This window comes from Limnohabitans sp. WS1 (assembly GCF_003063265.1).
Classification (GTDB): Bacteria; Pseudomonadota; Gammaproteobacteria; order Burkholderiales; family Burkholderiaceae_C; genus Limnohabitans_A.
On the sequence record NZ_NERU01000001.1, the window covers coordinates 735,094 to 749,144 of the forward strand.

The 14,051-nt window shown below is 58.7% G+C and carries 15 protein-coding genes; 1 reads left to right on the top strand and 14 read right to left on the bottom strand.

Annotated features, from left to right (window positions below):
* Positions 1–158 precede the first annotated feature (158 nt).
* Complete coding sequence (locus tag B9Z48_RS03515; protein WP_089961299.1) at positions 159–983, top strand: IclR family transcriptional regulator; 825 nt, start codon at positions 159–161, stop codon at positions 981–983.
* Between the two features lie 25 nt (positions 984–1,008).
* Here B9Z48_RS03515 and B9Z48_RS03520 read toward each other — a convergent pair whose 3' ends face one another.
* The 14 genes from B9Z48_RS03520 to mnmE form a co-directional block, all read right to left on the bottom strand.
* On the bottom strand, positions 1,009–1,968 hold the full coding sequence (locus B9Z48_RS03520; RefSeq protein ID WP_089961297.1) for a branched-chain amino acid ABC transporter permease: 960 nt from the start codon (positions 1,966–1,968) through the stop codon (positions 1,009–1,011).
* Between the two features lie 4 nt (positions 1,969–1,972).
* Entirely contained in the window at positions 1,973–2,857 is an 885-nt protein-coding gene (locus B9Z48_RS03525) for a branched-chain amino acid ABC transporter permease (protein ID WP_089961294.1), read from the bottom strand.
* A gap of 36 nt (positions 2,858–2,893) precedes the next feature.
* Positions 2,894–4,108, bottom strand: a complete 1,215-nt coding sequence (locus B9Z48_RS03530) for an ABC transporter substrate-binding protein (protein WP_089961292.1) — start codon at positions 4,106–4,108, stop codon at positions 2,894–2,896.
* 26 nt (positions 4,109–4,134) lie between these two features.
* Complete coding sequence (locus B9Z48_RS03535) at positions 4,135–4,845, bottom strand: ABC transporter ATP-binding protein (RefSeq protein ID WP_089961288.1); 711 nt, start codon at positions 4,843–4,845, stop codon at positions 4,135–4,137.
* A complete protein-coding gene (locus tag B9Z48_RS03540) occupies positions 4,838–5,614 on the bottom strand; it encodes an ABC transporter ATP-binding protein (protein ID WP_089961285.1) in 777 nt (258 codons plus the stop codon). The genes B9Z48_RS03535 and B9Z48_RS03540 overlap by 8 nt, the downstream gene beginning before the upstream one ends.
* Positions 5,615–5,822: 208 nt before the next feature.
* Positions 5,823–6,605, bottom strand: coding sequence for an SDR family NAD(P)-dependent oxidoreductase (locus B9Z48_RS03545; protein ID WP_158273201.1), 783 nt, complete (start codon positions 6,603–6,605; stop codon positions 5,823–5,825).
* A gap of 19 nt (positions 6,606–6,624) precedes the next feature.
* Positions 6,625–7,602 (bottom strand): fatty acid desaturase family protein, encoded by a 978-nt coding sequence (locus tag B9Z48_RS03550; RefSeq protein WP_089961485.1) that lies wholly within the window; start codon positions 7,600–7,602, stop codon positions 6,625–6,627.
* Between the two features lie 84 nt (positions 7,603–7,686).
* Positions 7,687–8,265, bottom strand: a complete 579-nt coding sequence (locus B9Z48_RS03555) for an amino acid synthesis family protein (protein ID WP_089961279.1) — start codon at positions 8,263–8,265, stop codon at positions 7,687–7,689.
* 23 nt (positions 8,266–8,288) lie between these two features.
* Complete coding sequence (locus tag B9Z48_RS03560) at positions 8,289–9,257, bottom strand: tripartite tricarboxylate transporter substrate binding protein (RefSeq protein WP_108377127.1); 969 nt, start codon at positions 9,255–9,257, stop codon at positions 8,289–8,291.
* 64 nt (positions 9,258–9,321) lie between these two features.
* Positions 9,322–10,317 carry a zinc-dependent alcohol dehydrogenase family protein gene (locus B9Z48_RS03565; protein ID WP_108377128.1) on the bottom strand — a complete coding sequence of 332 codons (996 nt, stop codon included), beginning with the start codon at positions 10,315–10,317 and terminating at the stop codon, positions 9,322–9,324.
* 2 nt (positions 10,318–10,319) lie between these two features.
* Positions 10,320–11,186 carry a fumarylacetoacetate hydrolase family protein gene (locus B9Z48_RS03570; RefSeq protein WP_089961270.1) on the bottom strand — a complete coding sequence of 289 codons (867 nt, stop codon included), beginning with the start codon at positions 11,184–11,186 and terminating at the stop codon, positions 10,320–10,322.
* A gap of 25 nt (positions 11,187–11,211) precedes the next feature.
* Entirely contained in the window at positions 11,212–11,751 is a 540-nt protein-coding gene (locus tag B9Z48_RS03575) for a VOC family protein (protein ID WP_089961267.1), read from the bottom strand.
* A gap of 30 nt (positions 11,752–11,781) precedes the next feature.
* The gene (locus B9Z48_RS03580) at positions 11,782–12,471 is read right to left on the bottom strand and encodes an FCD domain-containing protein (protein ID WP_089961263.1); all 690 of its coding nucleotides are present in this window, start codon (positions 12,469–12,471) and stop codon (positions 11,782–11,784) included.
* 127 nt (positions 12,472–12,598) lie between these two features.
* Positions 12,599–14,011, bottom strand: coding sequence for a tRNA uridine-5-carboxymethylaminomethyl(34) synthesis GTPase MnmE (gene mnmE, locus B9Z48_RS03585; RefSeq protein ID WP_108377129.1), 1,413 nt, complete (start codon positions 14,009–14,011; stop codon positions 12,599–12,601).
* Positions 14,012–14,051: the final 40 nt, after the last annotated feature.

Consider the following 14,051-nt stretch of genomic DNA (forward strand, 5'->3'; position numbering starts at 1 on the left):
TTTGGCCTTTGCAAATATGGACGACGGACATTGACAAATGGTGTTTGAATCAGGCGATGGCGTCAACAGGGTATTTCATTAAATGATAAAAGTATTTATTTAATTCCATTCAGTCGAATTAAATTCATAAAATTTCTTCAAAACTTCGGATCATCAACATGACAACACCACAAATGGGATCAGGCGTGCTCGAACGCGCCTTCGCCATCATTGGCCATTTGTCCCAAGCCCAGCGCGAGGGTGCACGGGTGACGCAAATTGCCAAAGACATCGGTTTGACGCAAGCCACGGTTCACCGCACTTTGCAGGCGCTGATTGCCCAAAACGTGGTGGAGCAAGATGAGCGGACCAAGCACTACCGCTTGAGCATTGAGTTTTTTGTACTGGCCGCACGCGCTGGCAATCCATCGCATTTGCGCGACCTGTGCCGTCCATTGCTGCTGCGTCTGTCGGCCAGTTTGGGTGACACCCTTTTCTTATTGGCCCGCAGCGGGTTCGATGCGGTGTGCATTGACCGCAGCGAAGGCCCTTTTCCCATTCGGTCGTTCACGGGCGACATTGGCGGGCGTGTGGCCTTGGGGGTTGGGCAGGGCAGTTTGGCCATTCTGGCTTTTTTGCCCGAGGCCGAACGCGAAGAAGTGATCCGATTCAATGTGCCCCGTGTTCGCGAACTGGGCACACTCGATGAGGTGTACCTCAGGACCGAAATTGACCGGGTTCGGGCCCAAGGTTATGCCGACACCAACTCGGGTTTGCTCGAAGGCATGGCCGGTGTGGCGGTCCCTGTTTGTGACCGCGATGGCCACGCGGTGGCGGCCATTAGCGTCGGAACGATTTCAGCTCGCCTGAACGATCAGCGGCTGCCCACTGTGGTGGAGTTGCTCAAAAAGGAGGCACAACGTGTTTCCCCGCACATCAACCCCTTTGACCCCACATTGCGCAGGCCGCTGTCTTGTCTTGCGGCCTGGATGCCCAATGGCTGAATGAGGAATCTGTGGGATGGATCGCTTACAGCGGCTTTTTGAGCCAGTGGGCAATTTCACCCACAATGCCGCGGCGAAAAGCCAGCACGCAAATCACAAAAATCACACCCTGGATGATGGTGACCCATGCACCCAACTGGGCCAGGTAGTTTTGCATGCTCACGATCACAGCCGCACCCACCACCGGGCCAAACAAGGTGCCCAAGCCACCCACCAGCGTCATCAGCACCACCTCGCCCGACATGGACCAGTGCACGTCTGTCAGCGAAGCCAACTGGAACACCAGCGACTTGGTGGCACCGGCCGTACCCGCCAATGCGCCAGAGATGACGAAGGCAATCAGCTTGTAGAGGTCGGTGTCGTAGCCCAGCGAAATGGCGCGGTCCTGGTTCTCGCGAATCGCTTTGAGGATCTGGCCAAAGGGCGAGTGCACGATGCGCCAGATGAAGGCAAAGCCTGCCAAAAAGATGGCCAGCACAAACATGTACATGGCGCTGTTTTGTTCCAGGTCAAAAACGCCAAACAGCTTGCCCCGGGGCACGCTCTGGATGCCGTCTTCACCGCCCGTGAACGGGGTTTGCAGGTAAAAGAAAAACACCATTTGCGAGAACGCCAAGGTGATCATCGCAAAGTAAATGCCTTGCCTGCGGATGGCCAGCATGCCCGTGACCAGGGCCAGCACACCTGAGCACGCCGTGGCGAACAACACCGCCAATTCGGGGTTCCAGCCCCAGACCTTGGCGGCGTGCGCAGCGGCATAACCGGCAGTGCCCAAAAACATGGCGTGGCCAAAAGACAGCAAGCCACCAAAGCCGATCAACAAGTTGAAGGCGCAGGCAAACAAGGCAAAGCACATGACCTTCATCAGGAAGATCGGGTAGACCCAGATGGGCGCGATGACCAGCACCAGCACCATGATGGCAAAGGCCACCCACTGGTGCGTGAACGACTGGGTCTTGAAAGAGGGCGTCGAGACTGTGGTCATGGTCTTACTTCTGGGTGCCGAACAACCCGGCAGGCTTGATCAGGAGAACAATGGTCATGATGATGAAAATCACCGTGCTGGAAGCTTCGGGGTAGAACACCTTGGTCAGGCCTTCGATCAAGCCCAGGCCAAAACCCGTGAGGATGGCGCCCATGATGGAGCCCATGCCGCCAATCACCACCACCGCAAACACCACGATGATGATGTCCGCACCCATGGTGGGGTTGACCTGGTAGACGGGGGCGGCCATGACACCGGCAAAGGCCGCCAGACCCACGCCAAAACCATAGGTCAGCGTGATCATGCGTGGCACGTTGATGCCGAAGGCTTGGACCAGGCTGGGGTTTTCGGTCGCAGCACGCAGATAGGCCCCCAGTTTGGTGCGCTCAATCACGTACCAAGTGGACAGGCACACCACCAGCGAAGCCACGATGACCCAGGCGCGGTATTTGGGCAAGAACATGAAGCCCGTGTTGTAGGCCCCCTGGAAGATCTCGGGCACCGGATAAGGCATGCCCGATGAACCGAATTCGTGACGGAACAAACCCTGGATGATGAGTGCCAGTCCGAAAGTCAGCAGCAAGCCATACAAATGGTCCAGCTTGTAGAGCCGCTTGAGCATGGTGCGCTCAATCACCATGCCGGTCGCGCCCACCAAAATCGGTGTGACGATGAGCGAGACCCAGTAATTGATGCCCAATTTGGTGAGCGAAAGGTAGGCCACAAAAGCGCCCAGCATGTACTGGGCGCCGTGGGTGAAGTTGATGATGTTCAGCAAGCCGAAAATCACGGCAAGACCCAGTGAGAGCAGCGCGTAAAAAGAGCCGTTGATCAGCCCGATCAGCAATTGCCCGAACAGGGCTTGCGAGGGAATGCCAAAGATTTCCATGGTGATGTATCGACTTGCTTGAACGAAGGGCAGGGATTACTTCTTGACCAGAGGGCAGTCGCTCTCGGCCAATGGGCGGAAGGCCTCGTTGGCAGGGATCGTGGCGACCAGCTTGTAGTAGTCGTAAGGCCCCTTGGACTCGGCAGGCTTTTTCACTTCAAACAGGTAGGCTGGGTGAATCTTGCGGCCGTCGGGACGCACGCTGCCTTTGCCAAACAAAGGATCGTCCGTAGGCATTTCTTTCATCTTGGCCGCCACTTTGGTGCCGTCGTCCGTCTTGGCCGCGTCCACCGCCTTCAGGTAGTGGATCACGCTGGAGTACACACCGGCTTGCACCATCGAGGGGTATTTGCCGCCTCGCTCAGCTGCAAAACGCTTGGAGAAGGCACGGGTGTTGTCGTTCAAGTCCCAGTAGAAGGTCTCGGTCAACATCAGACCTTGGGCGGTGTTCAGGCCCAAAGAGTGCACGTCAGGCAAAAAGACCAACAAGCCAGCCAGGTTCTGGCCGCCCTTGGTGATGCCAAATTCGGCGGCTTGCTTGATCGAGTTGGTGGTGTCACCACCGGCGTTGGCCAAGCCAATGATCTTGGCTTTGGACGCTTGTGCTTGCAGCAAGAAAGAAGAGAAGTCTTGTGTTGGGAAGGGGGTGCGCACTTTGCCCACCACTTTGCCGCCGTTCTTGGTCACCACGGCTTCGGTGTCACGCTCCAGGGCGTGGCCAAAAGCGTAGTCGGCGGTCAAGAAAAACCAAGTGTTGCCACCGCTTTTGACAATCGCCTTGCCCGTGCCGTTGGCCAGCATCCAGGTGTCATAAGCCCAGTGGATGGTGTTGGCGTTGCAAGCCTTGCCGCTCAGGTCGGCAGTGGCCGAGCCGGAGTTGACGTGCAGCTTGCCCTTGTCGCTGGAGATCTTGGCAATGGCCAAGCCCACCGACGATGTGGGCACGTCAGCGATCATGTCGACCTTGTCGGTGTCATACCACTGGCGTGCAATGTTGGAGCCCACATCGGGTTTGTTTTGGTGGTCAGCGCCCACGATTTCCACTTTGAGCTTGCTGCCGGTGGCCTTGATGTAGTCGTCCACCGCCATTTTGGCGGCGGTCACCGAGCCGGGGCCCGTGATGTCGGAGTAAAGACCCGACATGTCGTTGAGCACACCGATCTTGACGATGCCGTCAGAGATCTGGGCTTGTGCACCACCCGCAAAGGCACAGGCGGCCAAAGCGGCCAAGGAAAGAAGTTTGCGTTTCATCGTGCTGTCTCCGTTAAGAAAAAAAATCAAACACCCAGGTACTCGTTCAACATGCCCATCTTGGAGGACAGCTCATGTGCGCTGAAGCTCTCCACCATCTGGCCATGCTCCATCACGTAGAAGCGGTCGGCCAGGGGGGCGGCAAATCGGAAGTTCTGCTCGACCATGATGATGGTGAAGCCCTTGGCCTTGAGGGCCGTGATCATGCGGGCCAGCGCTTGCACAATGACCGGGGCCAGGCCTTCAGATATTTCATCCAGCAACAAAAAGCGAGCGCCGGTGCGCAGAATGCGGCCCACCGCCAGCATTTGCTGCTCGCCACCGGACAGGCGTGTGCCCGGGCTGTTGCGCCGCTCCAGCAGGTTGGGGAACATGTCGTAAATTTCTTCGACCGACATGCCGTTGGGGGCAATCACGGGCGGCAGCAGCAGGTTTTCTTCGCAGGTCAGGGCCGAGAAAATACCGCGCTCTTCGGGGCAATAACCAATGCCCAGTTTGGCAATCTGGTGCGGAGCCCAGTTCACGGTTTCTTGGCCCTTGATGGTGATGGAGCCAGTGCGTCGACCCACCAGACCCAGAATCGATTTGACCGTGGTGGTGCGACCCGCACCGTTGCGACCCAGCAAGGTCACCACTTCGCCTTCATTCACCGTGAGGTCCACCCCATGCAGGATGTGTGACTCACCGTACCAGGCTTGCAGGTTGCTGATGCGCAGCATTTCTTTGGGCTCAGCCATGGGCTCCCTCCAGCTGGTTGTCGGTGGTGCCCATATAGGCTTCGAGCACTTGCGGGTTTTGTGACACCACGGCGTAAGGTCCTTCTGCAATCACTTGTCCACGTTGCAAGACACTGATGGTGTCCGCAATTTTGGACACCACATTCATGTTGTGCTCCACCATCAAAATGGTGCGGTTGGCCCCGACTTTTTTGATCAGCTGCGTGACGCGGTCCACGTCTTCGTGGCCCATGCCCTGGGTGGGCTCGTCGAGCAACATCAGCTCGGGATCCATGGCCAAAGTGGTGGCAATTTCCAGGGCTCGCTTGCGGCCATAAGGCAACTCAACGGCCGTTAAGTCAGCCATATTGCCCAGGTCCACCTCGTCCAGCAGTGCCATGGCTTTGTCATTGAGCTGGTTCAGGCTGCGCTCGGAGCGCCAAAAATGCAGCGATGTCCCGGTGGCGCGTTGCAAGCCGATGCGCACGTTCTCCATGACGGTCAAGTTGGGGAAAGTGGCCGAAATCTGAAAGGACCGCACAATGCCACGCCGTGCCACTTGTGAGGGTTTTTCGGAGGTGATGTCATGGCCATTGAACACAATCTGTCCCTTGGTGGGAATCAGAAACTTGGTCAGCAGGTTGAACACCGTGGTTTTTCCCGCGCCATTGGGGCCAATCAGCGCATGGATTTGCCCGCGCTTGACCCGCAGATCCACACCGTTGACAGCAACAAAACCCTTGAACTCCTTGATGAGCCCCCGGGTTTCGAGAATGATTTCGTCAGCCATTGAGTTTTGTACCTGGACAACAAAGAACAAAGAACACGCGAATTCTGTGTCGAGGAAAAAATAGCAGGTACATGGTTATCCCGAAGTTCTGTCTCTTGCGCGACGAATGTTTCAAGATGGACCATCAAAAGTCAGATTTTTGTAGGTTTATGGATGCATGCGGAGAGTGGGGCGCAGAAGCTTGTGCGGGGGCGGGCATTCTGTCGTTTCAACTCATCACCATGCCGCCATCGACATGGATGCTTTGACCCGTCATGCCACTCGATTCGGACGAGCCCAAATACACCGCCAAACCTGCGATTTCGGTCGGGTTCAGGATGCGCCCCAAAGGCACACGGGTCAGTGCGGCCTTGACCAGTTCTTCACCGGTCATGCCCGAGCTGTGTGCCACCTGGGCCTTGAGTTCTTCAACCATGTCGGTCTGGATAAAGCCGGGGCAAATCGCGTTCACGGTCACATTGTGCGGGCTGGCTTCCAAGGCCACACAACGCGTCAGGCCCACCACCGCGTGTTTGCTCACGTTGTAGGCGCTTTGGTTGCGAGACCCCCATTTGCCCGCTGTTGAGGCCATGTTGACAATGCGTCCGTGTCGGCGTGCCTGCATGCCCGGCAGCACCGCCTGCATGAAATGCAGCACACCAAACAGGTTCACATCCAGCATGTCCTGAAAGTCCTGCGCGGCATAGTCCAAAAAGGACTTGCCCCGGTACACGCCCGCGTTGTTGACCAGCACATCCACGCGGCCAAAGCGTTGTTCGACCTGTGCCACTGCGGCAAAACACGCATCGCGGTCGGTCACATTCAGCCCGATGGTCATGATCCGCTCGGTTGGCAAATCCAACCCATCCTTGACTGCACTGAGACGGGCCACATCGGTGGCGATCAGGCACAAGCTGGCCCCCTCGGCGGCATAGGCTTGCGCAATGGCCAGGCCAATGCCGCGACTGGCACCGGTGATGATGGCGACTTGCTGGTCCAGGCGGTTGGCCATGTTCGATCCTTGAGGTGATTCAAATGAGTGCAGCGCTCTTGCGAGGGCCCTTCGGTCCACCGGGGGTGCTGTCGTCGTGCGGCTTGGACACCGCTTTGCGCAGCACTTGCCCATAGCCCTCGGCCAGCTCCATGCGAGGCCCAAAGCCTTGTTCGATCAGCATGCGGTGGGCCGCAGGCAATTTCCAGCAGGGCGTGAACACAAACAGGTGGTGCTCCAGGTGGTAGTTGACCCAGTAAGGGGCCAGCACCATGCGCATGCCCCAGTGGGTGAGCGTGGTACGGGTGTTGCGCAGGCGGTCGTTGTTGTCGCCCACCACCGCATGCTCGGCAATGTTGCGGATGCGGCTGATCACCTGGTACCAGGTCAGCAAAGGCAAGAGCCACAGCGCAAAGTAAGCCCACCACACCCCGGCTGCGGCGCAGACGGCGAAGATGGCGAGGTTGCTCAAGGCAAAGTATTTTTCTGCGGCGAACAGGTTTTTCAGGCGCTGCAAACGGCTGGGGTCTTGGCCCATTTCCATGCGGAAAAACTCCAAGCGCCGCTGGACACCGGTGATGCCCAGAATGTCGCGCCGCATCTTGCGCCAAAAGCTTTTTGCGGTGATTGGAAAAGGCGCTGACAAGATCAGGTCGGGGTCGTCCTTTTGCTGTGTGTGGCGGTGGTGGCTCAGGTGGTAAGGCCGGTACAGCGTGAGGCTCGCGCCCACCGGCCAGCCGCACAAAAAGGCGCCCAGCGTGTCATTGAGCCGGGTGTTTTTGAACAAGGCCCGGTGTGCCGCATCGTGCATCAAGATCGCCAAGCCCAGCTGCCTGCCACCAATGATGATCACAGCGGCGATGAAGCTCAAAGGGTTGGGCCAAGCGATGAAAAACGCCATGGCCAGCGCAATGACACCCCAGGCATGCAGCACCAGATAGGCACCCATCCAGTCCGAGCGTTCGCGCAAGTCAGCGTCTTGCTCGGGGCTGAGGGTGGGTTGAGCGGCTGTGGCCATGTTCTGAAATGAAAAAAGCAAAGGAACCATCTTGAGATGAAACCTTTGCCCTATCAGTCACTGAAGTGACCGGTTGCGATGCGATCAGCGTTGGCCGTCGTGGACTGAAACTTTGTCCTTGGTCAGTCCGCCCAAGCGAGAGTGCACACGGGGCCCCGTGCCCATGACCAATGCAAACAAGATTTCATTGGGTCGAGGCGCATCTTGAATGCCCACTTCCATGCTGTTGAAATGGCTGCGCACATAACTGGCGTGGATGTAATGCACCGGCACCATGAGGCGATAACCAGTGTGCGCCACCGCCTTGCTGGCGGGCACCATGGCTTTGGGCTCGCCCAGCACCGTGCGCATGGCCCAGCCGCCCGCTTCATGCCATACAGCGCCGTGTTCCATTTCGCCGTTGACGCCCACAATGGCCGCTTTGCTGTAGACCTCGATGTTGTCTTTGCCCAAGGTGTCCACCAGCTCTTGCGCCAGCACGGTGCCCAAAGACCGCAGTTCCGCCATGAAGGGCATCAGGTCAGGCTCGTAACGCCCGGCATACGGGTTTTGGATCACTGCACAAGCCGCCGCCAATTTCAGCGGGGTGTCCGTGACCGGGCCGCCTTCGTGGTACGTGGTTTCGATCGTCAGGCTGCGTTTGCGAATTTCAATCAGTGACATCGGTCATCCTTTGTTGGTTTCAATCATTGTTTGGGAATTTTGGCGTCGTTGACGACCTGTATCCACTTTTGGGTTTGTCCTGCCACCAAGCTGCGCATCTCCTCGGGGGTGCTGCCACGCACTTCGCCACCCATGTCTTCCAGGCGCGATTTGACCGCAGGGACCACGATCGCTTTTTGCAGTTCTGCATTCAGGCGATCGATCACGGCACGCGGTGTGCTCGCAGGTGCCATCAAACCAGCCCAAGACTGTACGTCGTACCCGGTCACGCCCTGTTCAGTGACCGTGGGCACATCGGGCAGGCCTTGCCACCTTTGGGGCCCCGTGGCGGCAATCGCCCGCAGTTTGCCGCCTTTGATGTTGGCCATCACCGCGGTGGGTGGGGCAATGATCATGGGGATTTCGCCACTGAGCAATGCCGTCAGCGAAGCCGAGTCACCCCTGAAAGGGACATGCAGCAACTGTGTTTTGGACATGCTGGCCAAGAGCTCACCGGCCAGGTGATGGGTCGAGCCAATGCCCGCTGTGCCGTAGCTGATTTCTGTCGGGTTGGCTTTGGCGGCGGCCAGCAAAGCCGTCAAATTGGCATACTTGCTGTTCGCAGGCACCACCACAAGAAATGGGAAATACGTGATGGTGCTGACCATCTCGAAGTCTTGCACCGTGCGGTAGGCCAAGTTGTTGTACAACGCGCCAGCAACCGCATGACCGCCCGTGGCCAAGAGCAGGGTGTAACCATCGGGTCTGGCCTTCGACACTGTGGTGGCTGCAATGGTGCCCCCGGCACCGGCTTGCGCCTCGACCACCATGGACTGGCCCAAGCCTTTGCTCATTTCTTGGCTCACGGACCGTGCAATGGCGTCCGCATTGCCGCCGGGTGCAAAACCCTGAAGAATTTTGATGGGACGTTCTGGATAGGTTTGGGCCAGAACGGTCATGGGCAAGGCCAAAGACCCTGCACTCAGAGCGATGAGTAAATGTCGACGAAGCATGGTTGTCTCCTCAAGGATGAATAAAGCATGCAGCGCCTTCTGCGGACGCTTGCCTGCACGAACTTCACGGTTGCATCACCAGCTTGCCGCTGACCCTGCCTTGATCGAGCAAGACGTGGGTTTGGCGGACTTCGCTGAGTTTGAAAATCTGGTGTTCAGGCGGCCGAACAAGCCCTTGCGCCATCAGCTCGATGGCTTCTTGCATCAGTGCGCGACGCGCCAAAGGGTCCTCGTCAAAGGTGTGCATCGAAAAGCACCGCACGGCCAAGCTCTTGCCCAAGAATTTGCGAAGCACCTGAAAAACATCTTCTGTGGGCATGCCTTGAACAATGTTGTAAGACACCACCGTGCCGAGTGACGCCAGGCTGTGCAAGCCATCGATCAGGCTTTGCCCGCCCAGATGGTCGAACACCAGATCCACACCACGGCCTTGCGTGAGCGTTTGAATTTGGGTCTTCAGGTCGTCTTGTTCCGTGCACACCACATGGTCAAAACCATGGTCCCGTGCGTATTGGCTTTTGTCGGCAGTCCGACTGGTTCCAATGGTGGCAAATCCTCGGTGCTTGGCGACCTGGCACAGCATGCCCGCTACACCGCCCGATGCCCCTGTGATCAGCACATGTGGCTGTGGGCGATGGCTGGTCCCGGCCACGCGCATGAGTGCCAAGGCCAGTTGCAAGTTGGGCAGGCTGACCGCGTCTTCAAAGGCCACTGTCGGGTGCAAGGGGTAAGGCGCGTCTTGCGGCACCACAATGGCCTCGGCATAGCAGCCACCGCGCTGGGCCAGTTCGCGCGCACTCACGAGCACACGGTCACCCAGTTGCCACTGTGTCACGCCTTCGCCGATGGCGTCGACCACGCCGGCCAGCTCCGCGCCAGGAACGGCAGGCAGTGGCGGCATCCATTTGTAGGTGCCTTGGCGGATCAACACATCCGGGCGGCCCACCCCAATGGCATGGGCTTTCACGCGCACCTGTCCAGGGCCAGGCAGCGGATCGGGCAGATCCACCAGCAGCAAACTGTCCGGCCCGCCGGGCACCTGGACTTGGATGGCTTTCATGCTCAGGCCTGGGCCGCGATCGGGTTGACCAAGGTGCCGATGCCCTCGATCTCGACCTCGCACACATCGCCCGGCTTCATGAACCAGGCGGGCTTGCGGCTCCAGCCCACACCCGCAGGCGTGCCGGTGGCGATCACGTCGCCGGGCACCAGCGTGAAGATGGTCGAGGCGTAGCTGATGAGCTTGGCGATCGAGAAAATCATGTGGCCGGTGTGGCTCGACTGCACCACTTCGCCGTTCAGGCGCGTGATCAGCTTGAGTTCCTGGTTGGGTGCGATTTCGTCGGCCGTGACCATCCAAGGGCCAAAGCCGCCGGTGGATTCAAAGTTTTTGCCCGAAGCGATTTGTTTGGCGTGGAATTGCCACTCGCGGATGCTGCCATCGTTGTAGCAAGAGTAGCCCGCCACATGGTCAAAGGCGTTGGCCTCGGCAATGTTGCGGCCTTCTTTGCCGATGATCACAGCCAACTCGCCTTCCCAGTCGAGTGAGCCCGACACCTTGGGGCAGATGATGGGTTGGCCGTGTGCCACTTGCGAGCGCCACACCCGCAAAAAGATGGGTGGCTCTTCGGACAATTCGCGGTGCATGCCCGCGGCCAGCACTTCCTGGTGGTGGTCCATGTAGTTGCGCACGGCGCAGACGATTTTTTCGGGCTTGGGGATCACCGGCAAGAAGGTGATGTCGGCCAGTTTTACATCGGCGGTTTTGTTGGCCACATCCTGCTTGGCGTTCAGGTAAGCGCCCGAGGCGATGTAGTCCGTCAGCGTGGCGTATTGCGGCAGCGCTTTGCCCAGGTCAACGATGGCGTCTGCGCTCACGAGCGCGCCCCACGTTTCACGGCCTTGGTGGATGAAGGAAAGCAATTTCATAAGAAGTCCTTGGTGGAATGGTGATTCAGTGGGCCTTGGCAAATTTCGCTTGCCACTGGGCGATGGGCATGAAGCTCGGGTCTTGTCTGCAGATGGCTTCGGTCTCGCGCAAGATGGTCTCGTCGTCTTGGCTCAAGTCGAGTGGGTCGCCGTGTGGCTGCGAAATGTAAAACGGCATGTCGATGTAGATCTCGACCGTGTTGCCCTCTGGGTCTGCAAAATAAACCGACAAGGCATTGCCATGGTTCAAGGGCAGCACTTTGCTAGCACCCAATGCGGTGGCTTTTTCCTTCAAGTCCCGCAGCGATTGGATAGACGGAACCGCAAACGACAACTGCATCACGGTGCTGAAGGTGGCCTCGGCAGGACGTCCGCCAGCGATCACCAACTGGTGGTGCTGGTCCGGGCTGGCGCTCAAAAAAACCAGTGGCGCTTTGAAGGTTTTGCCCACGCCCCGATCGGTCTCGACCAATCCGAAGACAGATTTGTAAAAGTGCACCATCTTCTCGACATCGGTGACATAAATGCCGAAATGGGAAGGGGTGGGTTGAGTGACATTGAGCATGTTTGTCTCCTGCTGGGATGATGAAATGGCTCAGAGGCCTTGTTTTTGTTGCAATGCAAAGGCCGCCATCACATTGGCCTGCGTGCTGCGGATGTGCTCAGACAGCATGGCGCTGGCCGTTTCGCTGTCACGCCGAAGCACGGCTTTCATCAAGGCGCGGTGTTCTTCGTCCTTCTTTTTCGAGACTGTTCGGTTGCGTGCGGCAAAGTGCCGATAACGCTCGGCCTGGTCAAACAGGCTCATGCTCCACAGCAGTTGGCGCTCAGAGGGGCAGGCCGCAATCAGGGTCATGTGAAAGTCCCGGTGACGTTGGCTCCACTCGGCGTCCAGCACCACGGGGCCTTGCGGCAGACGGGATTCGATTTTTTCGAGCCGATGAAACGTGGCCACGATTTGTGCCTCCCAGGCATCGTCGCCAGCGGCGATGGACTCTTGCAGGGCCGGGATGTCCAGCATCAAGCGCATCTTGGTGATGTCGGTCAAATCGGAGGGCGAGATGGGGGTGACCCGAAAACCTCGGCGCTCGTCTGCTTTGACCAGGCCTTCTTGCACCAGCCGGTTCAGGGCTTCGCGCAGGGGGCTGCTCGAGAAGCCGTACATCTGTTGCAAGGCATCGACCTTGAGCTTGCTTTCAGGCGCATGGCGACCCGACAAGACATCTCCGCGCAAGACTTGGAAGGCCTGCTCTGACAAGGTGGAGTTGGTAGCTGGATTCTGCATGATTTACAAATTGTGCATAAAAAAGAAATTGTGCGCATTCGAGAAAACCCTGAGGACCCGGTGACGGGGTCAGGGTTTTCTTCGAAGAGGAGGGGGTGCGCGGCTTGCGCGAAAAGCGCGAAGCGACTTATTTGCCGATGCAAAAACTCGAAAAAATCACGCCCAACAAATCGTCGGCGCTGAACTCGCCGGTGATCTCGTTGAGCGCGTTTTGGCCCAGGCGAAGTTCTTCGGCCAGCAGATCCAGGTTTTGGGCCTGTGCGGCCAGATGGGCGTCGGCCATGTCCAGATGCTCGCGCACCCGGTGCAGCGCCTGCACATGGCGCTCACGGGCAATGAACAGGCCTTCGCTGGCTTGTTGCCAGCCGGCTTGGTGCAGCAGTTGCAGTCGCAGGGCTTGCAGGCCCTCTCCAGTGCGTGCCGAAAGCGTCAAACCCGGACGATCTCCCGCCAAAAGGGCCGCATCGGCCTTGTTCCACACGTCAAGCACCGCCACGCTGGCGGGCAGGCGACTTTTCAGTCGGGTGGCAATGTCGGCATCGGCGGTGTCGTAATCGGCTTGGCCCACGCGGGTCAGGTCGTGCAAAAACAGCACCGCATCAGCGGCTTCAATCTGGCCCCAGGCGCGGGCAATGCCAATTTGCTCCACCTCGTCCACGCCCTCGCCCTCACGCAGACCGGCGGTGTCGATCACATGCAGCGGCACGCCTTCGATCTGGATGGTTTGCTGCACCACGTCGCGCGTGGTGCCCGCTATGGGCGTGACGATGGCCAGCTCTGCCCCGGCCAACGCATTGAGCAGCGAGCTCTTGCCCGCATTGGGCTGGCCCGCGATCACCACCTTGATGCCTTCGCGCAGCAAAGCGCCTTGACGGGCTTTGCCCAACACAGTTTGCAGCGCGGCTTGCAGGCGCGTCAGTTGCCCCTGTGCATCGGCTTTTTGCAAAAAATCAATCTCTTCTTCGGGGAAGTCCAGCGTGGCTTCAACCAGCATGCGCAGGTGAATCAGCGCATCGCGCAGCGCATGGATTTCCTTGGAAAAATCGCCCGCCAAAGATCGGCTGGCACTGCGTGCAGCGGCCTCTGTGCTGGCGTCGATCAGGTCGGCAATGGCCTCGGCTTGCGCCAAATCGATCTTGTCGTTCAAAAAAGCCCGTTCAGAAAACTCGCCCGGCTGCGCCACGCGCAAACCCGCCAGACGTGGCTGGCCTGAAGACGGGTCCAATTCGGCGGCCGCTTGCAGGCAACGCGCCACCAGCAGCTGCAAAACCACCGGCCCGCCGTGCGCTTGCAACTCCAGCACATCCTCGCCTGTGAACGAGTGTGGGGCCACAAAGTGCAGCGCCAAGCCGTGGTCAATCGGGCTGCCATCGGCATCGGCAAACGGCAAATACGTGGCCTCTCGTGGCTTGAGAGAGCGGCCGCACAAGGCTTGAATCAGTGAGGCCAAATTGCGGCCCGACACCCGCACGATGCCCACAGCGCCGCGACCCGGTGCGGTGGCGATGGCAACGATGGGTTCCTGGTGTCTGGCGAGCATGGTCAGTGGTCCATCACAAAAAGGGGTTGGGTGAAAAGCG

Excerpts from the sequence above, each read along its gene's own strand:
- B9Z48_RS03560 (WP_108377127.1), bottom strand. The coding sequence starts at position 9,257 with ATGCTTCGTCGACATTTACTCATCGCTCTGAGTGCAGGGTCTTTGGCC.
- B9Z48_RS03565 (WP_108377128.1), bottom strand. The coding sequence starts at position 10,317 with ATGAAAGCCATCCAAGTCCAGGTGCCCGGCGGGCCGGACAGTTTGCTG.
- B9Z48_RS03555 (WP_089961279.1), bottom strand. The coding sequence starts at position 8,265 with ATGTCACTGATTGAAATTCGCAAACGCAGCCTGACGATCGAAACCACG.
- B9Z48_RS03570 (WP_089961270.1), bottom strand. The coding sequence starts at position 11,186 with ATGAAATTGCTTTCCTTCATCCACCAAGGCCGTGAAACGTGGGGCGCG.
- mnmE (WP_108377129.1), bottom strand. The coding sequence starts at position 14,011 with ATGCTCGCCAGACACCAGGAACCCATCGTTGCCATCGCCACCGCACCG.
- B9Z48_RS03550 (WP_089961485.1), bottom strand. The coding sequence starts at position 7,602 with ATGGCCACAGCCGCTCAACCCACCCTCAGCCCCGAGCAAGACGCTGAC.
- B9Z48_RS03520 (WP_089961297.1), bottom strand. The coding sequence starts at position 1,968 with ATGACCACAGTCTCGACGCCCTCTTTCAAGACCCAGTCGTTCACGCAC.
- B9Z48_RS03525 (WP_089961294.1), bottom strand. The coding sequence starts at position 2,857 with ATGGAAATCTTTGGCATTCCCTCGCAAGCCCTGTTCGGGCAATTGCTG.
- B9Z48_RS03540 (WP_089961285.1), bottom strand. The coding sequence starts at position 5,614 with ATGGCTGACGAAATCATTCTCGAAACCCGGGGGCTCATCAAGGAGTTC.
- B9Z48_RS03545 (WP_158273201.1), bottom strand. The coding sequence starts at position 6,605 with ATGGCCAACCGCCTGGACCAGCAAGTCGCCATCATCACCGGTGCCAGT.
- B9Z48_RS03515 (WP_089961299.1), top strand. The coding sequence starts at position 159 with ATGACAACACCACAAATGGGATCAGGCGTGCTCGAACGCGCCTTCGCC.
- B9Z48_RS03535 (WP_089961288.1), bottom strand. The coding sequence starts at position 4,845 with ATGGCTGAGCCCAAAGAAATGCTGCGCATCAGCAACCTGCAAGCCTGG.
- B9Z48_RS03580 (WP_089961263.1), bottom strand. The coding sequence starts at position 12,471 with ATGCAGAATCCAGCTACCAACTCCACCTTGTCAGAGCAGGCCTTCCAA.
- B9Z48_RS03530 (WP_089961292.1), bottom strand. The coding sequence starts at position 4,108 with ATGAAACGCAAACTTCTTTCCTTGGCCGCTTTGGCCGCCTGTGCCTTT.
- B9Z48_RS03575 (WP_089961267.1), bottom strand. The coding sequence starts at position 11,751 with ATGCTCAATGTCACTCAACCCACCCCTTCCCATTTCGGCATTTATGTC.